The organism is Methylobacterium sp. ARG-1, from assembly GCF_001262595.1.
GTDB lineage: Bacteria > Pseudomonadota > Alphaproteobacteria > Rhizobiales > Beijerinckiaceae > Methylobacterium > Methylobacterium brachiatum.
Genome location: NZ_LHCD01000002.1, coordinates 212,237 through 232,468 on the forward strand (window position 1 = coordinate 212,237; position 20,232 = coordinate 232,468).

At 69.1% G+C, this 20,232-nt stretch carries 20 protein-coding genes; 12 read left to right on the forward strand and 8 right to left on the reverse strand.

Translation table 11 applies throughout. The features are described from left to right. Positions 1-59 precede the first annotated feature (59 nt). From AKJ13_RS32150 to AKJ13_RS02860, 6 genes are all read left to right on the forward strand, one after another. Positions 60-218: a hypothetical protein gene (locus AKJ13_RS32150; protein WP_007567468.1), complete on the forward strand. Its 159-nt coding sequence runs from the start codon at positions 60-62 to the stop codon at positions 216-218. A gap of 276 nt (positions 219-494) precedes the next feature. After that, positions 495-707, forward strand: coding sequence for a hemin uptake protein HemP (locus tag AKJ13_RS02840; protein ID WP_050731982.1), 213 nt, complete (start codon positions 495-497; stop codon positions 705-707). After that, a complete protein-coding gene (locus tag AKJ13_RS02845; RefSeq protein ID WP_050731983.1) occupies positions 704-1,585 on the forward strand; it encodes an ABC transporter substrate-binding protein in 882 nt (293 codons plus the stop codon). The genes AKJ13_RS02840 and AKJ13_RS02845 overlap by 4 nt, the downstream gene beginning before the upstream one ends. Before the next feature lie 150 nt (positions 1,586-1,735). Beyond that, complete coding sequence (locus AKJ13_RS02850; protein WP_050731984.1) at positions 1,736-2,818, forward strand: iron ABC transporter permease; 1,083 nt, start codon at positions 1,736-1,738, stop codon at positions 2,816-2,818. Beyond that, the gene (locus AKJ13_RS02855) at positions 2,811-3,635 is read left to right on the forward strand and encodes a heme ABC transporter ATP-binding protein (protein WP_050731985.1); all 825 of its coding nucleotides are present in this window, start codon (positions 2,811-2,813) and stop codon (positions 3,633-3,635) included. The genes AKJ13_RS02850 and AKJ13_RS02855 overlap by 8 nt, the downstream gene beginning before the upstream one ends. Before the next feature lie 180 nt (positions 3,636-3,815). Then, positions 3,816-5,963, forward strand: a complete 2,148-nt coding sequence (locus AKJ13_RS02860; RefSeq protein WP_050731986.1) for a TonB-dependent hemoglobin/transferrin/lactoferrin family receptor — start codon at positions 3,816-3,818, stop codon at positions 5,961-5,963. A gap of 118 nt (positions 5,964-6,081) precedes the next feature. On the opposite strand, the gene AKJ13_RS02865 is transcribed toward AKJ13_RS02860, so the two are convergent. The 3 genes from AKJ13_RS02865 to AKJ13_RS02870 all read right to left on the reverse strand — a co-directional run bounded on the left by AKJ13_RS02865 (position 6,082) and on the right by AKJ13_RS02870 (position 9,052). Further along, positions 6,082-7,179 (reverse strand): hypothetical protein, encoded by a 1,098-nt coding sequence (locus AKJ13_RS02865; protein WP_050732146.1) that lies wholly within the window; start codon positions 7,177-7,179, stop codon positions 6,082-6,084. Positions 7,180-7,201: 22 nt separating this feature from the next. Then, positions 7,202-7,807, reverse strand: coding sequence for a cyclase dehydrase (locus AKJ13_RS30165; protein ID WP_082316838.1), 606 nt, complete (start codon positions 7,805-7,807; stop codon positions 7,202-7,204). A gap of 72 nt (positions 7,808-7,879) precedes the next feature. Further along, positions 7,880-9,052: a zinc-dependent alcohol dehydrogenase gene (locus tag AKJ13_RS02870; protein ID WP_050731987.1), complete on the reverse strand. Its 1,173-nt coding sequence runs from the start codon at positions 9,050-9,052 to the stop codon at positions 7,880-7,882. A 629-nt stretch (positions 9,053-9,681) separates the two neighbouring features. On the opposite strand from AKJ13_RS02870, the gene nhaA reads away from it, so the two are divergent. The 3 genes from nhaA (at position 9,682) to AKJ13_RS02880 (ending at position 11,912) form a co-directional block, all read left to right on the forward strand. Continuing rightward, the gene (gene nhaA / locus AKJ13_RS02875) at positions 9,682-10,860 is read left to right on the forward strand and encodes a Na+/H+ antiporter NhaA (protein ID WP_050731988.1); all 1,179 of its coding nucleotides are present in this window, start codon (positions 9,682-9,684) and stop codon (positions 10,858-10,860) included. A 78-nt stretch (positions 10,861-10,938) separates the two neighbouring features. Then, positions 10,939-11,094 carry a hypothetical protein gene (locus AKJ13_RS32155; RefSeq protein WP_200905573.1) on the forward strand — a complete coding sequence of 52 codons (156 nt, stop codon included), beginning with the start codon at positions 10,939-10,941 and terminating at the stop codon, positions 11,092-11,094. A gap of 47 nt (positions 11,095-11,141) precedes the next feature. Then, entirely contained in the window at positions 11,142-11,912 is a 771-nt protein-coding gene (locus tag AKJ13_RS02880; protein ID WP_050731989.1) for a potassium channel family protein, read from the forward strand. Positions 11,913-11,987: 75 nt separating this feature from the next. Here AKJ13_RS02880 and AKJ13_RS02885 read toward each other — a convergent pair whose 3' ends face one another. After that, the gene (locus tag AKJ13_RS02885; RefSeq protein WP_050731990.1) at positions 11,988-12,920 is read right to left on the reverse strand and encodes a glycosyltransferase; all 933 of its coding nucleotides are present in this window, start codon (positions 12,918-12,920) and stop codon (positions 11,988-11,990) included. Between the two features lie 5 nt (positions 12,921-12,925). Then, positions 12,926-13,957: a glycosyltransferase family 2 protein gene (locus AKJ13_RS02890; RefSeq protein ID WP_050731991.1), complete on the reverse strand. Its 1,032-nt coding sequence runs from the start codon at positions 13,955-13,957 to the stop codon at positions 12,926-12,928. Between the two features lie 426 nt (positions 13,958-14,383). On the opposite strand from AKJ13_RS02890, the gene AKJ13_RS02895 reads away from it, so the two are divergent. Beyond that, positions 14,384-14,605: a hypothetical protein gene (locus AKJ13_RS02895; protein ID WP_050731992.1), complete on the forward strand. Its 222-nt coding sequence runs from the start codon at positions 14,384-14,386 to the stop codon at positions 14,603-14,605. On the opposite strand, the gene AKJ13_RS02900 is transcribed toward AKJ13_RS02895, so the two are convergent. Further along, positions 14,595-15,344, reverse strand: coding sequence for a hypothetical protein (locus AKJ13_RS02900; protein WP_144426171.1), 750 nt, complete (start codon positions 15,342-15,344; stop codon positions 14,595-14,597). The genes AKJ13_RS02895 and AKJ13_RS02900 overlap by 11 nt on opposite strands. Positions 15,345-16,096: 752 nt before the next feature. Between AKJ13_RS02900 and AKJ13_RS02905 the strand changes: the two genes are divergently transcribed. Further along, entirely contained in the window at positions 16,097-17,353 is a 1,257-nt protein-coding gene (locus AKJ13_RS02905) for an acyltransferase (protein WP_082316839.1), read from the forward strand. Between the two features lie 3 nt (positions 17,354-17,356). On the opposite strand, the gene AKJ13_RS02910 is transcribed toward AKJ13_RS02905, so the two are convergent. Together AKJ13_RS02910 and AKJ13_RS32160 are read right to left on the reverse strand one after the other, a co-directional pair. Next, positions 17,357-18,538 carry an acyltransferase gene (locus tag AKJ13_RS02910; protein ID WP_050731995.1) on the reverse strand — a complete coding sequence of 394 codons (1,182 nt, stop codon included), beginning with the start codon at positions 18,536-18,538 and terminating at the stop codon, positions 17,357-17,359. A 329-nt stretch (positions 18,539-18,867) separates the two neighbouring features. Then, complete coding sequence (locus AKJ13_RS32160) at positions 18,868-19,020, reverse strand: hypothetical protein (RefSeq protein ID WP_200905574.1); 153 nt, start codon at positions 19,018-19,020, stop codon at positions 18,868-18,870. A gap of 202 nt (positions 19,021-19,222) precedes the next feature. On the opposite strand from AKJ13_RS32160, the gene AKJ13_RS02915 reads away from it, so the two are divergent. Beyond that, positions 19,223-19,960 (forward strand): sugar transferase, encoded by a 738-nt coding sequence (locus AKJ13_RS02915; protein WP_082316840.1) that lies wholly within the window; start codon positions 19,223-19,225, stop codon positions 19,958-19,960. The last annotated feature ends 272 nt before the right edge of the window (positions 19,961-20,232 follow it).

Genomic DNA, 20,232 nt, shown 5'->3' on the forward strand with positions numbered 1-20,232 from the left:
CCTTATGCGGACCGAAACCGTTGCGCGTGTCCGAAGCCCGGCCGCTGGAGGCGCCTGTCATGACCATCCTGAGCGTCCTCTGCCTCGTCACCGGCGCGACCCTGGCGGGCATCGCCCCGAAGCGGTCGGTGCAGCAGGCGACCCTGGAGAGCGCGGGCGGGAGCCTGATCGTGCTCGGGCTCGTCATCATCGGCGCGGGCCTGCCCCTGTTCGGCTGAGGCCGCCGCGGACCCGGCACACCGGACCGGTTTTCGCGGCCGAGACCGGCGGATCGATCGACCAGCGTCGCCCTTCATGCCCGGCGGTGCAGTCTTCCCCCGCCGCGGCGGCGACGTAGCGCAGCGAAGATCAATCTGACTAGACTGGATCTGCGCAAGGTTATCCCGGCTGGGCCGGCTCTGGTATTTGCCGCAGATCGCCCCTATGGTTCGGCCTCTGCCACGTGTCTTTGTATTTCGAAGTGTTACAAAGAACGAATCTGAGGCTTCCTGAAGATGTCCGGTCTGGACGGGGATGAGAACCGGGTTGCGCGCGCCGACGGTCGCGGGGATCCGCATCTGGCGCTCCGTGCCGTAGCTTCGGAGCGGGACGAGGAGATCGTGTCGGCCAGCCTCCTGCGGGGGCGCCGCGAGATCGTCATCCGGCATGCCGGCCAGCGGTACCGGCTCCGCATCACCGCCAACGACAAGCTGATCCTGACCAAATGACGATCGCCCCCGCTTGGTCGCGCCGTTCCCTCCTGGCCGCCGCCGCCACCGTGGCGCTCGCCCCCCGCGGAGCCGCCGCCGCGGCGACCGCCGCCCGGATCGCCGCCCTGGGGGGCGCCGTCACCGAGATCCTGTACCGGATCGGCGCCGGCCCGCGGATCGTGGCGGTGGACACCACCAGCCTCTATCCGCCCGAGGCCCTGCGCGAGAAGCCGAACGTCGGCTACCTGCGGGCGCTCTCGGCCGAGGGCCTGCTCGCCTGCGGGCCCGATCTGGTGATCGCCGCCGACGGCGCCGGCCCACCCGCCGTCCTGGCCCAGCTGCGCGAGGCCGGCCTGCGGGTCGAGACCGTCGCCGAGCCGCCGAGCCCGGAGGGCGTCCTCGACAAGATCGCCGTGATCGGGCGCCTCGCCGGCCTCACGACCGAGGCCGATTCCCTCGCCGCCGAGGTGCGCGCCCGCTTCGCCGAGGTCGCGGCCCGCCGCGCCCGGATCGGGACGCCCGCCCGGGCGATCGTGGTCCTGTCCCTGCAGGGTGGGCGCACGGTCGTGGGCGGCACCGGCTCCACCGCGGACGGCATGCTCGCGCTCACCGGCATCACCAACGCGGCCGCCGGCGTTTCCGGGTTCAAGCCGATGACCGACGAGGCCATCGTCGCCGCCGCCCCCGACGCGGTGGTGATGATGCAGAACGGCCCGGAGCCGCCCAGGCCCGAGACCATCTTCGCCCCCGACACCGCCCTGGGCCGGACCCCGGCCGGCGCGCAGCGCCGCCTGATCGCCATGGACGGCCTCTACCTCCTGGGCTTCGGGCCGCGCACCCCCCAGGCCGCGATCGAGCTGATGCGCGCGATCTATCCGGGCCTGCCGGGTGAGTGAGCTTTTTTTTGACTACGGTTTTCCCCATCTCGACCTCATCCTGAGGTGCCCGGCGATCGAAGATCGTTGGGCCTCGAAGGAGCCCTCCAGCGATCGCGGTGACATCTGGAGGGCTCCTTCGAGGCTTCCGCTGCGCGGAAGCACCTCAGGATGAGGGGGCGATTGGGAGATCCCCGGGGTCTGCTGAACCCCCGCGTCGCCCTGCCATGGGTGCTGGCGGGGCTCACCCTGCTGATGCTTGCCGTCGCACTGCTCTCGGTCAGCCTCGGGGCGATCCGCATCCCGCCGGAGCGGGTCCTGGCGGTGCTGACCGGTGGCGGCGCCGATCCGGCCCTGGCGCGCGACGCCCTGGTGGTGCTCAACATCCGGCTGCCCCGCACCCTGCTGGGGCTGATGATCGGCGCCGGGCTCGCGGTCTCGGGCGCGCTGATGCAGGGGCTGTTCCGCAATCCCCTGGCCGACCCTGCCCTCGTCGGGGTCTCGTCGGGGGCGGGCTTTGCCGCCGCCTGCATCATCGTGCTGGGCGACCGGCTGCTCGCCTATGCCGGCCTGCCCGGGCCGCTGCCCTATCTCGCCCTGCCGGCCGGCGCCTTCCTGGGGGGCTTGAGCGCGACCCTGATTCTCTACGCTCTGGCGACCCGGTCCGGCCGGACCGCGGTGGCGACGATGCTGCTCGCCGGCATCGCCCTGGGGGCGCTGAGCGGCGCGCTCACCGGCCTGCTGACCTATGCGAGCGACGACCGGCAATTGCGCGATCTCACCTTCTGGTCGCTGGGCAGCCTTAGCGGCGCCACCTGGGGCAAGGTCGCGGCCTCCGCGCCGCTGATCCTTCCGGTTCTGGTCGCGGTGCCGTTCCTCGGCCGCGGCCTCAACGCTCTGGTGCTCGGGGAGGCGGAGGCGTTCCATCTCGGGATCCCGGTGGAGCGGCTCAAGCGCGCCTGCATCTTCCTGGTCGCCGTCGCCGTGGGGGCGAGCGTGGCCGGCGCCGGGGTGATCGGCTTCGTCGGCCTGGTCGTGCCCCACGCCCTGCGCTTGGCGATCGGCCCGGAGCACCGCCTGCTGCTGCCGGCCTCGGCCCTGCTCGGCGGCGCGTTCCTGGTGCTCGCCGACGTCGTCGCCCGGCTGGTCGCGGCGCCGGCCGAGCTGCCGATCGGGATCGTCACCGCGCTGGTCGGCGCGCCGGTCTTCCTGTGGCTGCTGCTCGGCCGGGCGCGGGTCGCCGCCGATGCCTGAGCCGGCCCTGCTCTCCGCCCGCGACCTCACCGTCACGGTGGCCGGGCGCGACCTCGTGCGCGACGTGTCCCTCGACGTGGCCGCCGGCTCCCTGCAGGTGGTCGTCGGCCCGAACGGCGCCGGCAAGTCGACCCTGCTGCGCCTGCTCTGCGGCGAGCTGCGCCCCACCCGCGGGCAGGTCGCCTACAGGGGCGAGGCGGTGGGTGCGATCCCGGCCTGGCGGCTTGCCGCGATGCGGGCGGTGCTGCCGCAGGCCGCGCGCCTCGCCTTCCCGTTCGCCGCCGCCGACGTGGCCCGGATCGGCCTCGACGGCATCGGCCGGGGCCTGACCGCGCGCGACCGGGACGCGATCCTGGCCCGTGCCCTCGACCGAGCCGACATCGCCCATCTCGCGGCCCGGGCCTACCCGACCCTCTCGGGCGGCGAGCAGGCCCGGGTGCAGTTCGCCCGGGTGCTCTGCCAGATGGAGGCCGGCCGCACGCTGTCCGACCGGCAGGTGCTGTTCCTCGACGAGCCGACCGCGAGTCTGGACCTGCGCCACCAGGGCGCGCTCCTCGACGCCGCCGCGGCGCTGGCGGCCTCCGGCGTCGCCGTGGTGGCGATCCTGCACGACCTCAACCTCGCGGCCGCCTATGCCGACACGCTGCTGGTCCTCGAAGGCGGCCGGCTGGTCGCCACCGGGCGGCCCGCGGACGTGCTGCGGGACGACCTGATCGCCCGGGTGTTCGGGGTGCGCTGGCCGGTCGGACACATTCCCGGCCCCGATCAGCCGTTCATCCTGCCGCACCGGACTGTTGCCAGCTCGCAACAAAGCTGAGCCGCGATCGCGCGGTCTAGAAGTGTTGTGAGCTGACGCAGGGGCAGCTTCGAAGCATTGAAAAGCAAGCCGTCGCAGAGACGGTTGCGTTGATCGGTCGCGTCCGCACAAGAGGCAGGCCGCAAGCCAGCCATCCGCCAGCCAGCGCTCCCCTTAGACTGTGCTTTCGCGGATCGCGTCATGCCCTATGCTTCCCGCCGTGCGCTCTTCGCGCTCGGCGTCTCGTTTCTGAGCCTCACCGTCGCCCAGGCGCAGCAGGCCGCCGCGCCGCCGGACGGGCGCCCGCAGCCCGAATCCGAGATCGCCCTCGACACCGTGTCGGTGACCGCCACCAGGACCGGCGGCGCCGCAATCGACGCGCTGTCCGGGACCAGCGTGGTCACCCAGGCGCAGATCCAGCGGCTGCAGCCGAGCCGGCTCTCCGCCATCCTGCGCGACGTGCCCGGCGTGACCACCCAGGAGAGCCAGACCAACCCGGCCCAGGCGATCAACATCCGCGGCCTGCAGGATTTCGGCCGGGTCAACGTGCTGATCGACGGCGCCCGCCAGGACTTCCAGACCTCGGGCCATTCGGCCAACGGCGTGTTCTACCTCGATCCCGAGCTGGTCGGGGGCGTCGACATCACCCGGGGGCCGACCGCGACGATCTATGGTTCGGGCGCGATCGGCGGCGTCGTCGCCTTCCGGACCCGCTCGATCGACGACATCCTCGCCCCCGACGAGACGGCTGGCTTCGTGCAGAAGCAGGGCTTCGGGACCAACGGCCAGAAATTCCTGAACACCTCGGCGCTCGGCGCCCGGATCGGCACCGCCGCCGACCTGTACGGCCAGTTCACCTACCGGACGACCGATCCCTATCGCGACGGCCTCGGCACCCTGGTGCGCGACACCGGCAACGCGCTGACCTCCGGGCTGGCCAAGCTCTCGGTGCGGCCGGCGGACGGCCACGCGATCCGCGGCACGGCTCTGCTCCAGCGCTTCGATTTCGCCAATGCCGGCAGCAGCGGCGCGGGGGCGCGCTTCGCCAACGCGGTGCAGGCCGACACCTACAGCCTCGGCTACCGCTTCGCCCGGCCCGACGTGCCGCTCGTGGACCTCAGCCTCAACGGCTACACTACGACGACGCGCAACGCCTTGGTCTTCCTGGCGGATTCGCCCCGGGGCACCTACGGCCGCCTCGGCACGAAGGCGGGCGACCGGCTCACCTACACGATCGACACCTCCGGGTTCGACGCCCACGACACCGCCCGCTTCGAGACCGGGCCGCTTCTCCACGCCGTGACCTTCGGCGGCGACCTCGTCGAGAACCGGGTCCGGACCAGCGACCGGGCCGGCGGGTTCGGCGCGGCCCTCACGCCCTCGGGGCGGCGCGAACTGGCCGGGGCCTTCGTGCAGGACGAGATGCGCTATGCCCCCTGGCTGCGGGTGGTCGGCGCGCTGCGCTACGACACCTATGTCCTGGATGGCGGCGCCTACCATGCCGGCGGCGACCGGATCTCGCCGAAGATCACCCTCGGGATCTCGCCGGTCGCCGGCTTCGAGGTCTACGGCACCTATGCCGAGGGCTACCGGGCGCCCTCGATCACCGAGACCCTGGTGCAGGGCATCCACCCGTTCCCGGCGTTCAGCATCCTGCCGAACCCGGCGCTGCGGCCCGAGGTGGCCCACACTGTCGAGGGCGGCATCAACCTGCGCACCGATGCCGTGCTGGTCCCGGGGGACGCGGTGCGAGGCAAGCTCGCGGTGTTCGACAACGCGGTCGACAACTTCATCGACATGCGGAGCGTCGGGCCGACCTACTACGCGCCGGCGATCCCCGGTATCCCGGCCGCGCTCTGCGCGGCCCGGCCCGGGCGCTTCCCCTGCGTGATCCCGGTCCGCTCGTACCAGTACCTCAATCTGGCCCGGTCCGACCTGTCGGGCGTCGAGCTGGAAGGCACCTACGATTGGGGCGGCGGCTTCGTGACCCTCTCCGCCACCCACACCGACGGGCGCGACCGGACCACCCGCGAGAGCCTGCTCTCGGTGCCGCCGGACCGGATCAGCACGACCCTGGGCTTCCGCCTTCTCGGCGACCGCCTGGAACTCGGCACGCGGCTGAACCTCGTGGATGCGCGCACCGACCTGCCCAAGGGCGCGAAGGACCGGGCGTCGAAGGCCTACGGGCTGGTGGATCTCTTCGCGTCCTACGACCTCGACGACCGCGTGAAGGCGGATTTCGTCGTCCAGAACGTCTTCGACAAGCGCTACCGGCAGTATCTCGACGCGCTCGCCAGCCCCGGCCTCGTCGCCAAGGCGGCGCTCAGCCTCAAGTTCGCGACGCGGTAGCGGGGGGCATCGGAGGCGTGGTGCCGTCCGCTTGGGGTGGTTTCCCGCCCGTCCGCTTTTGGACAGCGGTTCCATCGAAGCGGACATCGTCGTCGCGCCCTTACAGGAAGAGAAAATATCATCGGCGCTTGTCTCCTCCGGGTTTCAGTTCGTCGATGTGGTAAGCCATCGACGGTGCCAGTCGCGCGATGTGTGGCTGCCATCGAGCCCGCAACGAGAGATAAATCTCGGCGCCTGCCTCGCTGGGCATCGCCTCGATCCCCGCCGAAGAGAGATACCTGACAGTTTCTGCGAAGCGCGTGCGCCATGCTTCCCTTTCAGCGCTGCTGACGTCAGCTGGCGTCGGCAGGTCTCCGCGCAAAAATGTCGTTTCGAGCGTGACCACGAGCAGCATGGCAACGCGCCAGATTGCGTCGACGGCGGCGGCGTCCTTCAACCATGCTGCCTGACGGCCTCCGATCCCGCTGCGGATCAGCGACACCGTGTCGAGGGCGACGAAGACCTGGGCCGAGACCGAATAAAAGGGCTGACGGAAGCGAAAGTAGAACAGCACGGGATAGAAGTGATGCGCCTCCTTGATCTCGGAAAGAGACGCCGCGAGGTCGGCCAGGTGGGTGTAGCCTGAACTAAACTGTCCCTGCGGCCCGAGCCGCGCCAGGAACTCGGCTGCATCGGCGCTCTCACCCGTCAGGAGATGCAGCTTGAGCCCAAGGGCATTGCGCTGCCGGAGGGCGCTGTAGACCTGCATCACGTAGGTCAGGACCAGCGATGTCGCCGACATGCCGACGAGGGAGTTCACGAGATAGAGGACGCGGTAGCTGTCGGTGACCGGCTTGAAGTCGCTGGCCCCCACGATCGCCATGCTGCTGCCGCCCGCGTAGAGGGCGGTCATGAAGTCAGTCGGCGTCTCGCCGCTGCTCGCACGAACCGCCACACCGAGCGCAGGGTGGATGATCAGGCCGGCTCCGAGGGTCAGCCCCAAGGCCCAGAGCAGGACGTAGACGACGAGGATGACCGGGCCGCAGAAGGACAGCACGGCGCCTCGCTTCTGCCCGGCCGCATCGGCGGCGGCACGGAAGAGCGCCCAGGTGAGATGGGCAATCCTGTCCGCGACCAGACCTGTCCCGATGCGCGCGTAGAGAACCGTCAGGAAGATGTCGGCGAGGACGAGGCCCATGACGAGCGCGCCCGATGCCTGTTCGAGGACGGACAGGATCAGGCCAGCCATCCTTCCGACCTCAGGCGTTAGTTAGTTTCCAAGGACGCATCGCTTCTGGGCCGATGATGTCGGGCGGCGGTTTGAAGCCGCGTGCCGCGCCCCGCATCGCCTCGGCGCGACCGCGGAAGCCGCTGCGGCGGCGGTAATCGCGTCGGACTTTCTCTGACGGAGCAAGGGGGGCTTCCGAGAGGCTACGCGCGCACATCACGTCGACTGCGGTGACGCCGGCCAATGCCACAAGCGCTATCAGCACGTTGTCCTTGCGCGGGTTGTGGCCCTCAAGCCCGGGCAGTACCGTGGCGATATCGAGCGCATCTCCGACCACGCGTGCCGATATCCACGGGGTCGGATCACTCGCACCCAAGATCCCGACCCCCTGCAGGAGCTCGCGCACGCCGTAGGCTCGGAGGACTGGGGCTGAGCGCGGCATTCCAAGCCAGCGAGCGATGGCGCCTCCGCACGTCACCTCGGTAAGCCCAAGGGCGATCGAGAACCAACCTAAGCCTTGGGCCAGTTCCCTGGTTGCGGGATCTGGCCTGCGGCGCGGATCTGAAACAAGATAGCTCGGCAACTCGGAGTGATCAGGAGCGCCGCTCCGGCGGCGTTGAGACATAACGTCGGACATGCTGACTTCCTCGCTGCCGCAGGGAGGGCAAAGTGAGCAGGCCCGCCGTAGCGCGACGGGCCGCGGAACCCCTCAGGGTCTGAGCACCACCTTGAAGCAGTTGTCCTTCTTGTCGCGGAAGGTCTTGTACATCTCAGGCCCTTGTTCGAGCCCAGCCCGATGAGTGATGACGAAGGAAGGGTCGATCTGACCATCGTCGATGCGCTTGACGAGGTCGTCGGTCCATCGGTTCACGTGGGTCTGCCCCGTTCGAATGGTCAGTCCCTTGTTCATCAGGGCTCCCATCGGCACTTTGTCGATGAGCCCGCCATAGACGCCTGGGATCGAGAGGATGCCGGCGGGACGGCAGACATAGATCATCTCGCGCAGCACTGAAGCGCGGTCGCTCTCCAGCATCACCGCCTGCTTGACGCGGTCATAGGCGTGTTCGAGCGCGCGTGGCGAATGCGCCTCCATGCCGACGGCATCGATACACTTCTCCGGGCCCTTGCCGCCCGTGAGTTCGTTTAGCCGCTCGACCGTGCTTTCCTGGCTATTGTCGATGGTGATCGCACCGCCGGCGCGCGCCATCTCCAGGCGCTCGGGCACGCTGTCGATGCAGACCACCTGCTTTGCCCCGAGCAGCAGCGCGGAGCGCAGCGTCATCTGACCGACGGGACCAGCGCCCCAGATCGCGACCGTATCGGTCGGCTGGATATCGGCCTGTACGGCCGCCTGCCAGCCGGTGGGGAAGATGTCGCCGAGGAACAGCACCTGCTCGTCGGTCAGGTTCTCCGGCACCTTGATGTGCGTCTTGTCGGCAAACGGCACGCGGACGTACTCGGCCTGCCCACCCTGGTACCCGCCGGTGAGGTGGGTGTAGCCGAACAGTCCCGCAGTGGTGTGCCCGAAGGCTTTGTCGGCGATGTCCTTGTTGCGGTTCGAGCGTTCGCAAACGGAGAAGTAGCCGCGCTTACACTGGTCGCACTCGCCACAGATGATCGTGAACGGCACGACGATGCGCTCACCTTTCTTGAGCGCGCCATTGATGCCCTTGCCGGTCTCGACGACTTCGCCCATGAACTCGTGGCCCATGACGTCGCCCTTCTCCATGCCGGGCATGAAGTGGTCGTAGAGGTGCAGGTCCGAGCCGCAGATCGCGCAGGCGGTGACCTTGATGATCGCGTCGCGATCATCCTGGATCTTGGGGTCCGGGACCGTGTCGCAGCGGATGTCCTCAGTGCCGTGCCAGACCAGCGCTCTCATGGACCATCTCCTAACAGGTATGAATTTTTTCGTCCCTCGATTTTAGATCTACTTGTCCGAAGGGATCTTCGGACCAAAAGGTTTCACGCCCTAACTGCACAAAATTTGAGCAAAACAACACTCACCTCAACGTTTGCCTTGGCAGTTATAGATTTCGATGGCGGACTTTGAACGTCATACGAATTGGGAACAAGCAAGTTTGGCAAAATTATTGAGTGAGTAAGGTCATCAGCCGCTAACGAGCTAATCTGGCGATGTGAAGGAATACGGCCCCGTTGGAGCGGCCCGGCGCTGGCGAAGTCTGGTTCGGCGCATGCTGGAACCACGAAAGCGACCGCCGCAAGCCAGAAGTAGAGCGTCCGCTTCGGGTCGAACGGCCAAGGTCCGGTTACCGCCCGAGCCGAAGTTGCCGGAGATTTGACGAACGGCCGCTTTTGAGAAGCGCCGACGGCTGTCCGGGTGGCCGAGTTGGGTCGTTCACGGGCCTTCGCGCGCCGGTGCAGGACGTGCCGCCATCGCTTGCCGGAATCACGCATCGATGCGATAGGCCGCCCCGGGTGTACGATCCGGAGGTCGGATCGGCAGGTTTCTGCGTTGGTCGGGCCGCCAGCGGCGGAAGACCTGTGCGCATGCCGTCACGCCTTCGTCCCCTGTCGTCTCTGCGCAACCTGCTCACGAGCGGAGCGGGGGGCGGGCTCGTGCTTATGGCGAGCGCCGCGCTGGCGCTCGTCGTCGCCAACGCGCCTCTGGCCGAGACCTACTTCGCCGTGCTCAAGGCCCATATCGGCCCGCTGTCGGTCCTGCACTGGGTCAACGACGGCCTGATGGCCGTGTTCTTCCTGCTCGTCGGCCTGGAGATCAAGCGCGAGCTGCTGGATGGGCGCCTGCGGACCTGGCCGGACCGCATCCTGCCGGGTGTGGCCGCGCTCGGCGGCATGGTCGTCCCGGCGCTCGTCTATGCCGCCGTCAACTGGCATTCGCCCGAGACTCTGCGGGGCTGGGCCATCCCGGCGGCCACCGACATCGCCTTTGCCCTCGGCGTGCTGGCCTTGCTCGGCTCGCGCGTGCCGGTGTCGCTCAAGGTCTTCCTCACCGCACTGGCGATCATCGACGACCTCGGCGCGGTGCTCATCATCGCGCTGTTCTACACCGCCGACCTGTCGCTGCCGATGCTCGGCGGCGCGGCTCTGACCCTGGCTGCGCTCTACGGGCTGAACAAGGCCGGCATCGGCCGCCTGTGGCCGTACCTCACCCTCGGCGCGGCGCTTTGGGTGTTCGTGCTCCTGTCGGGGGTCCACGCGACCATCGCGGGCGTCCTGCTCGCCCTGACGGTGCCGCTTCGGCTGAGCGCCGGCAAACCGGATGATCCGACCTCGCCGCTGCACCGCCTCGAACACGCCATCAGCCCGTGGACGGCGTTCCTGATCCTGCCGGTATTCGGGTTCGCCAATGCCGGGGTCTCCTTCGCCAATGTCAGGCCGGCGATGCTGCTCGATCCGGTGACGCTGGGCGTGGCGCTGGGCCTGTTCGTCGGCAAGCAGCTCGGCGTCTTCGGCTTTGTGCTCGCGACCGTCCGGCTCGGCTGGGCGCAGCGCCCGGGCCATGCGAGCTGGGCGCAGGTCTACGGAATCGCCCTGCTCTGCGGGGTCGGCTTCACAATGAGCCTGTTCATCGGCCTGCTTGCCTTCGCGCAGCAGCCGGAGCTGGAGGCCGAGACCAAGATCGGCGTGCTGCTCGGGTCGCTCGCCTGCATGGCCGCCGGAGCGCTGGTGCTCCGCCTCGCGCCGCCTCTCCGCGCCCGAAGCTGAGCCGAGACCGGCTGCCGCGGCGTGACCGGGCCGCCGAAGGCGTGATCCATCTCCGTTCCCTGAACCAGGTGAAACACGATGCGCCGTCAATTCCCGAGGCGTCGTCCCGGCACCATCGAGGGCCGCCTGTCCGATCTCGTGATGGCCCTCTCGGGTGTGCTGCTCCTCGGCATGCTGATCCTCCTGCTGCTGTCCCGGCTGATGGGCGATGCCGAAGGCCCCGTTGCCTGGTAAGGGCCGATGCGGAACGCCTGACCTTCCTTCTCCCAAGCCGACGAGCGATGACGAGAGCGGCCACGACGCTTCGCGAATTGTATGAAGGGGACACGCGGCGGGCCCATCGCTTCCGCTACGGGCTGCTCGTCTTCGACGTGGCGACGGTCGCGTTCGTGATCGTCACCTCGTTCCTGCCGCTGACCTCTTGGATCATCGCCTGCGACGTGGCGCTGGGCGTCTGCGTCCTGCTCGATTTCGCCGCCCGCCTCGGCATCAGCCGCGCCCCGCTGCGGGAGTTCCGGCACCTGAGCACCTGGGCGGACGTCGTGGCCGTCGCCTCGTTCCTCGCGCCGGTGATCGTCGAGGGCGTCGGCTTCCTGCGCATCCTGCGGACGCTGCGCCTGCTGCGCACCTACCACCTGCTCGAGCGGCTGCGCCAGGACAGCGCCGTGTTTCGTCGCAACGAGGACGCGATCCTGGCCGCCACCAACCTCGTGGTGTTCGTGTTCACGATGACGGGCATCGTCTACGCCACGCAGCACGGCAGCAATCCGGCGATCCAGACGCCGGTCGATGCCCTGTACTTCACGGTGACATCGCTGACGACGACGGGCTACGGCGACATCACCCTGCCGGGACCGATGGGCCGCCTGCTCTCGGTCTTCGTGATGATCTGCGGCGTGACGCTGTTCTTCCGCCTCGCCCAGGTGGTGTTCCGCCCCTACAAGGTGCGGTTTCCCTGCGACGCTTGCGGGTTGATGCGCCACGAGCCGGACGCCGTGCACTGCAAGGCCTGCGGCAACCTCCTGAACATTCCCGACGAGGGCGGCGACTGACGACGGAGGAGGCGCCCCGGCGCCCTCAGGTCTCCGAAGACCCCGCCAAGGGCCGGGCTCTTCGGAGACCCGCGCCTACTGATGCCGGGACGGGTGGTATTCCCGGTAGCTCAGGCCGAGCACCGCGGCGAGCAGCCCGGCGCCCCGGCATAGGGTGTAGAAGCCGCCGATCAGGGTGGCGGGCCGGAGCGACAGCCCGGCGATCGCGAGGCGCGCCAGGCCGCCGCCGAGGCGGGCCAGGCCCCGGGCGGCGTTGGTGAGCCGTCCGCTCACCGTCTCAGGCCGGAGGCGGCCGAGATAGGCCTCGACGCTGCCGCTGCGGTACCAGCGCGCCAGCAGCCAGCGGACCCGCATCCGGTGCGCCGGGATGCTGTCGTACACGATCGCGTCGGGCGCCCAGGCGATCCTATGCCCGGCCAGCAGCAGGGCGCGGAAGAAGAACGTGTCCTCGCCGCCCAGCGTGTTGAAGCGCATGTCGAAGGACAGGCCGAGCGCCCGCACTACTCGCAGGTCCAGGAGCGCGTTGGCCGTGTAGCCGTCCGCCACCAGCCCATCGCGGACCGGTAGGGTCTTGGCGAAGAAGCCGCCGGCCACCGCCCAGGCCGGGGGAACCCGCTCGAACAGCGGCACGACCGGGCCGACGCAGGCCGCGACCCCGGCCCGCCGGGCGGTGTCGAGCAGGCTGCGCAGCCAGTCCGGATCCGGGACCTCGTCGTCGTCGATCAGGGCGATCCAATCGGCGCCGAGCGTGGCGGCCGCATCGAGGCTGCGGTTGCGCACCGCCGCCAGGCCCCGGACCGGCTCCCGCACATAGGTGATCGGGAAGCGGCCCTCGGCCCGGTAGGCCTCCACCACCGGGATGGCGGCATCGCTGCGGCCGTTGTCGACCACGAGGATCCGCAGCGCGGCATCGGCGAGGCTGCCGAGCCTCTGCCGGTCGATCGCCGTGAGGAGCTGCGCGAGGCCCGCCGGGCGCTCGCAGGTGCAGATGCAGAGGCACAGGCGCATGGGGCTCACCTCTGTCCGACCGGGAGTGTGCCCGGCAGGGCGGGGCGCAGGCGTTTGCCGAAGCGCTTGCCGGCCGCCGCCATCAGCGAGCCGGTCAGGAACCGCCAGGCCCGGGGGCGGGCGAGCGCCAGCCCGGCGCCACGGAGCCACCGGCCGCCTTGCGCGGCCTCGATCACCCGGGCGATGATCTGCGCGGTGGCTAGGCTGTCGCGATAAGCGTAGGCGGCCTGCCGGATCTCGGCGGAGAGCGCGCCCTGCACGGCCCAGGCCGCGAAGGCGGCGTCGAGGCGCTGGATGTCGGCGAGCCGCAGCCGGTGGGACAGCGAGGCCGCCCCCCGCCGATAGCCGTAGCCGGCATAGGAACTGACGACGAAGCGAGCGCCCGCCGCGAGGGCGGCCACGCAGAACAGGAAATCCTCGCCGATCCGGACCTCCTCCGCGTAGCGCAGGCCGTGCCGGCGCACGAGGTCGGCCCGCAGCATCGGCTTGAGATAGCCGAGCTTCACCCCGGGGGTGAGCATCCGGTTGCAGGACAGGTATTGCGCGAGCGCAACCGTGAACAGGTAAGGCTCACGGCCGCGCTCCAGCATGCCGGCGCCGCCCGGGTCGAAGCTGCCGGCGAACGGGATCGGGTTGTCGGCGATCACGTCGGCATCGGCGGCGGCGGCCAGATCCAGCAGGGTCCGGGTCCGATCCGGGACGATCAGGTCGTCCGCGTCGAGAATTGCCAGCCACCGGCCCCTGGCGGCCCCGAGGGCGGCGTTCCGGGCGGCGGACGGCCCGCGCGGCGCGCCGGCCCGCACCGCGTCGAGGAGGATCCGACGGATGCGCGGCTCATCCGCCGCCAGCCGCGCCAGCACGGAGGCGGTCCCGTCCACCGAGCCGTCGTCCACCACCAGGATCTCGACCGTGACGCCGGTCTGGTCGAGGGCCGAGCGGATCGCCGCCTCGATCCAGGGGGCGGCGTTGTGGGCGGCCATGAGGAACGAGACGTCCACGGGGGCCATCCGCGCAACGGCCACGATCTGATTCGCCATCGCTGTCCTGCCCGCGGCCCCCGGAAAGCCCGTCCCGGGCGGTTCGGGCCGAGCATGCCGCGAAGCGGGCCCGGCGCACGACGCTCAAAGGGCGTAGGGCGGCGGCCGTGGCATCTCACTGCGGGGGATGGCCGGGCCTGGGCAGGGCGGCGTCTCGGTCATCGGCCGAAACGTCCCCAGGCCTCGCGCCGGCTCCCGGACCTGTACGTTACCGCCTTTCGCCGCGCTGCCCCGTTCAAATGGGCAATGATCGATACCTATATTGTGCTATTCCAGCAAAAATCAGACATTATTGCCACGCGTGCAGAGAAATTAGCTTTGATATTTGTTAAACTTTATATCTCCAGATGATTGCAGTCGGGCGCAGCCGGGCCGCGCAGCCAGGAACGGACGGCCCTCCGAGGGCATCAATCGCGGGGGATCTCGGTGCCCATCCGGTTCTATTTCGATGTTGAGAGTGGCCGGGAGACGATCCGCGACCTTGAGGGCGTGGAGGCCGCCGATCTGGCCGAGGCGCTGGCCGAGGCGCGCAGCGTCATCCGGGAGATGGCCGACGCGGTCTGCGCCGACGATCCCGGCACCGCCTGGACGCTCGTGGTGCGGGACGCGACCGGCGCCGTGGTGGCGCGGTTGCCGATCAGGCGTTAGGCAACTTCAAATGCTGGAGAGACGCAAGCGCGATCTCCCAATCGGACGTATCGGGCCAGACGACGAGAACGGCATCGTTGCCGAAGTAGACGGGCGCGATCAGCAGGCCGGGATTAGCTTTCTTAAAATATTCGAGATAGGTCGGATCACACTCCGTACGTCTGACTGTCCCAATGTAATCGCTCTTATCATTGTACATATCATAATACCCAGATAGTAATTTTGCGCCTGGAATGTCGGATTTATCTAGTATTTTTGCGGATTTATCAATAAATATGGCCTGCGCCATGGAGTTCGTTTTTTCGAAATCGCGGGGGATGGCCAAAGACATGGCTTCGAAGAAATTGACGCCTGTGGGATGTACCTCCGGGCGCCAGACCCAGCGAGCCGCACCCAGGCCCCTCATGGCGGCGGCGTAGCGCGCGGGCGTGTTCTCTAGCGTCTTTGCGAAAGCCTCATCTGTGAGCAGAGCGCTCTCGTCGATGATTCCGCCGGGGCCATCCATGGTGCTCTTCCGACGGGGATGCTTGTGAACCAGAGACAAGAGTGCATCGGCAGTCTCTGTTGACAGGGTCATAGCGGAGCGCGGATCGAGCACCTGAAGGGCTGTCGTGGCTGCCAGCGTGGTCGGATCGGTCTCCGCATCGTCCCGGCCGGAACGGGGCTTCAGGGAGGTGTCGACCTGCATCAGCGTCAGCGCGGTGGATGGATTGGACGTCACAGACCCTAAGGGGTTCATCGCTCCACCTCCGAATCATTGCGCTTCGGCACGCCAACCGCGCCTATCGCGTCGTGAAAGACATGCCGGCGGCCGTTGGAAGACTTTCCCGGTCCATCGCCGCGCACAGCGCAGTCGGGGACGTGCAAGTCTCGAAGTCCGCGCGATCTTGCGATCTCGACCGACGCGGTCCGAGATCGACGGATCTCACGATCCTGCCGGCGGTCGAACGCGGCGCTGCCGGCATCGCAGCTGCGACTGGGCGCGACACGTCGGGATGCCGTCGGGGAGGGGATCCCGCGTCACAGTCGCGTTCAGGACCATCATGATCCAGGACGGGCCGGCTTGCGGCTCCGTGCCTCGCTGGCACCTATGGAGGCCGAGAAGCTTCGGCAAGTCAAGGGAAAGATGTCTCTTGAGATGAGACTTTGATTTGTCCGTCGCTGTGCCCGCAGGATCTTGGGTGTTGCTGGGCGTCTCCACACGTCATGCGGCCACGTCCGGAGTGTATTTTCTATTCAGGCGCGCGGTCCGGCGTGTCGCGCTATCGGTGGTTGCCCCGATCGGAGCCCGGGCGCAGCCGATCCTCCGGCCCGCTACGCCCTTCGGAGGAGGCCCGCTCCCGCCAAGGGAGATAGCGCCGATCCCCGGGGCGCAGGATCGGCTGCGGCATCCCTCCTTTTGCGCGGCCGCAATCGTCTCTCGCCGCGGGCGAAGCGGTGGCATGGCTTGCAGGCGCCACGTTCCGGTGCGTGTCCGTGCGAGGCCCGATCATGCGTCATCAGATGGCCCGTCGCGGGCGAACGATCGGGGGCGCCCTCGCGGCCGGCGGCGGCTATGGCGGCGGCTTCGACACGCTGCGCCTCGTGCTCGCCCTACTGGTCATGGTGTTCCACGCCGGCGCTACAGTGGGCAGCCGGCTCTGGACCAATACGCTCACGCCCCTGACCGGCAGCCTCGTGCCGCTGTTCTTCGGCGTCAGCGGCTTCCTGGTGGCCGGAAGCGCGTCCCGGCTCCCGGTCGGGCCGTTCTTGGTCAACCGGGCCCTGCGGATCCTGCCCGCGCTGACCGCCGTCACCCTGGTCACCGCCCTCGTCCTCGGGCCGCTGTTCTCCAGCTACGGCCCGGCGGCCTATTTCGCGCAGCCGGCGGTGTGGCAGTACGGCGCCAACAGCATCGGCCTGTTCCGCGCCCAGCTCCCCGGGGTCTTCAACCAGAACGGGCAGCCCGGCATCGTCAACGCCGCCCTCTGGACCCTCGCCTACGAGCTCGCCTGCTACGGCCTCATGGCGGGCCTGATCATCCTTGGGCTCCTGCGGCGGCCCCGGCTTCTCCTGGCGCTGGCCGTCGCCGTCGCGGTCACGCCTGCCCTGCTGGAAGGGCTCGGGCTGCTGCCCCTGTTCGCGCAGAACGGGCTGTTCCGCCTCGTCTTCCTCGGCCGGGGTGCGATCCTGTTCGCCGCCTTCCTGGGCGGAGCCCTGCTCTATGTCTGGCGCGACGCCGTACCCCTGGACGGGCGGCTGTTCGCGGCGGCGCTGGCGGGGATCGCCCTCGTCCACGGGCTCGGCCCGGAGCGGTGGCCGCTCGTCGAGACCACCCTGTCGGGGCTCTGCCTGGCCTACATCGCCGTCGCGATCGGCGTCACGAATTTCGGCGGACGGATTGGGCCCTACAAGGTCGATTACTCATATGGCCTGTATCTGTATCACTGCCCGATCCTCAACGCAGTGTATTCCCTAGCCCCGCAAATCGAATCGGCGACCGTCCTGGTCCTGCTGGCCCTCGGCCCGACGCTCCTCGCCGCCGCTGCCTCGTGGCACGGGCTCGAACGCCCGATCCTGGATGCGCGGAAGCAGCTCGGCCAGACCGCCGCAGCCCTACACTCTGTCATCTCAGGGAAGGGACTGGGTTTCCAGAGGGCGCGCCCTTCGGCGGGGTATCGGGGCGGAGCCCCGTTGGACCCGGGCTTCGCCCGGCCGCAGGGCTCTGCTCGGCACCCGCAAAAGGTCGAAGACCTTTTGAATCCCTGACGGCTACAGCGGATTGACCAGCGCCGGCTCCCGCGCCGCCCGCCGCGGTGCCCGCAGGAGCCGGCGGGCGGGGGATTCGAGGAGCCTCCACGAGGCTTCCGCCAGGAGCAGGGTCAGCGCCAGGTCGAGGGCCAGGGTGACCGCGCGCGGACCGGCCAAGGGCAGCCCGAGCGCCGCCAGCACCGGTTCCGCATGCAGGGGCACATGGAACAGGTAGGCGGCGTAGCTGATCACGCCGATGCGGCGCAGCCAGGGGCTGTCGAGGATGGCGACGGTACGGCTCTCCGGGCACTGGACGATCTGCAGCAGCAGCAGCGCCGCGAGCACCCCGCTCAGACGCCCGACGACCAGCCAGAGGCCGGTCTCCCCGGCCAGGAGCGGCAGGGCCAGGAACAGGGCCAGCACGGCGATGAGCGCGGCGTCCCGCCCGAGCCAGGCCGCCAGGGGCTTGGTCCGCAGGCCGGCCAGCCCCCCGAGGGCGATCAGCCCGAGATTGGCCAGGGTGTCGACGTCGAAGCTCACGAGCCAGTCCCCGGCCGACCATAGGACAACGTGCATCAGCACGCTGGCGCCGATCAGCGCGCCGCACAGCGCCCCGTGATGGCGCCGCGGCAGGATCAGGGCGACGGGGGCGAACAGCAGGTAGAATTGCTGCTCGACCGCCAGGCTCCAGAGGTGCCCGAGTTCCGTCCCCCAGCCGTGCCGCTCGATATAGAGATTCGTGAGATACAGCCAGGTTGCGCGCTTGAACCCCGCATCGCCAAGATCCAGCGGGCTGCCCAACGGGGTCGCGTAGAGCACGAACAGGAACGCGTAATAGACCGGCACGATGCGGGCGAAGCGGTTGCGGTAGAACACCCGCAGGCTGTCGAGCGGCGTCGCCGTGCCGGACTCGATGCGCGCGCGGGCCGCCGCGAGGATGCGGACGATCAGGAATCCGCTCAACACGAAGAACAGCCACACCCCGGCGCTGCCCAGCGCCTCGGTTCGCGGGCTCGGCGCCTTATGGCTGACGAAGACCATCAGGAAGGCCACGGCCCGCAGGCCGTCGAACCCGAGGATGCGGGGCTCTCCTGCATCGGCCCGGGCGCCGGATCCGGGTCGATGCGGGCGATCTTGGACACCGCCTCGTCGTCTTCCGAAAGCCGGTGACCACCTGTCGCGACGATGCTCGAACGGGACCATGCACGCCTCGTGCGGTGCGGTCCCGCTGTGTAGGCTGGTCGGGCGCGCGGGCGGCCTACCTCGATCGGCGTAGGCGTGGCGGCCCGAACATCTGCCGCATTGCTGTATTCGGTGTTTGACCCGTCGTGTTTAGGGTTGTTTAACAATATCGAACTGGGGTATGATCGCGATGGCCCGTCCGATTCCGGGTGGAACACTGATGTGATCGGTCATCGCTCACATACGCCGGTCGGCAGACGACGCGATATCTTGCGGCGCTCCCGGCCGCAGGCCGCCGCGGAGCGTCGCTGCCCGATCCTCGGACGCCGGGCGCGGCCCGCCCGCGGCACTCACCGGCGCATTCCGAGCAGGACGACCAGGCCCACGGCGATCGCGGCCCCGGCCTGGGCCGCCAGCACGGCGACGAGCCAGCCCTGGAGCAGGCCCACCGCGAAGCCGATCGCGCCCCCGATAAGAGCGGCGAAGACCAGTAGGACCAGCAATTACTTATCCTCACTGGTGATTCGGCGGTCTCGGCGGCGCTTTATCCCGCATGTTTGCAACTGTGCCAACGTATCACGACATTCGCGCGCCAAATATTTCCCCCGTCCCGACGGTATCCTGTCCGGCTGCACGGGCACCCGGGCGTCGATCCTGTCTTGCACTGCCTCATCCACCTCTCGCACCGAGTGAGGAGCCGCCGCTATGCTGCGTCCGGTTGGGACCCCCACCTCCATCCCCCCATCGTCGCCGCACCATATGGTCGAGACGATCAACGAAGCGTTGGTCAAGACATTGCCGGCCACGTCCCCGGCGCGAATCGGGCCGCGGCTCGGCTGGGCGACGAAGCGGGGGCTCGATACCACGGTCGCGCTGACGGCCCTGTGTCTGCTGCTGCCGCTGCTGCTGCTCATCGCCCTGCTGATCTGGGCGAGCGACGGCCACGCGCCGATCTTCCGGCACGTGCGGCTCGGCCGGCACGGGCGTCCGTTCGGCTGCCTGAAGTTCCGGTCGATGGTTCCGGACGGCGACGCGGTCCTGGCCGCACATCTCGCGGCGCATCCGGACGCCCGGGCCGAGTGGACGGCGACGCACAAGCTGACCCGGGATCCCCGGGTGACGGCCCTCGGCCAGGTCCTGCGCAAGAGCTCGCTCGACGAGCTGCCCCAGCTCTGGAACGTCCTGCGCGGGGAAATGAGCCTGGTCGGGCCGCGCCCGATCGTGCAGGCTGAGGTCGCCCGCTACGGAACGGCGTTCGCAACCTGCTTCTCGGTCCCGCCGGGGCTGACCGGTCTGTGGCAAGTCTCGGGGCGCTCGGACACGACCTATGCGGAGCGCGTGGCGCTGGACATGGATTATGCCGGCCGCTGGAGCCTGCGCCGGGATCTCGCGATCATGCTGCGCACCGTGCCGGCGGTCCTGCGCCAGCGCGGCAGCCGCTGAGCGCCGCGCCCGTCAGGCTTCGTCGTGGGCTGCGGGCGCCAGGACGCACAGGCGCCAGAACTCCACGAAACCGACGGCATAGAGCGCAACGAGAAGGCTGTATCCGGACATCGACAGGGCCCCGTGGTGACCGCGGGCCTCAGCCTGCCGGAGATATGGTTAAGACTTCGTTAGCGTTCCCCGATCGAGCGGACTGCGGCACCACGCCCCGCGGGTCCCGGCGCGCGACGGGCGGGCGCCCGGGTGAGCGCCCGCCCGCGGATCCCGCATCC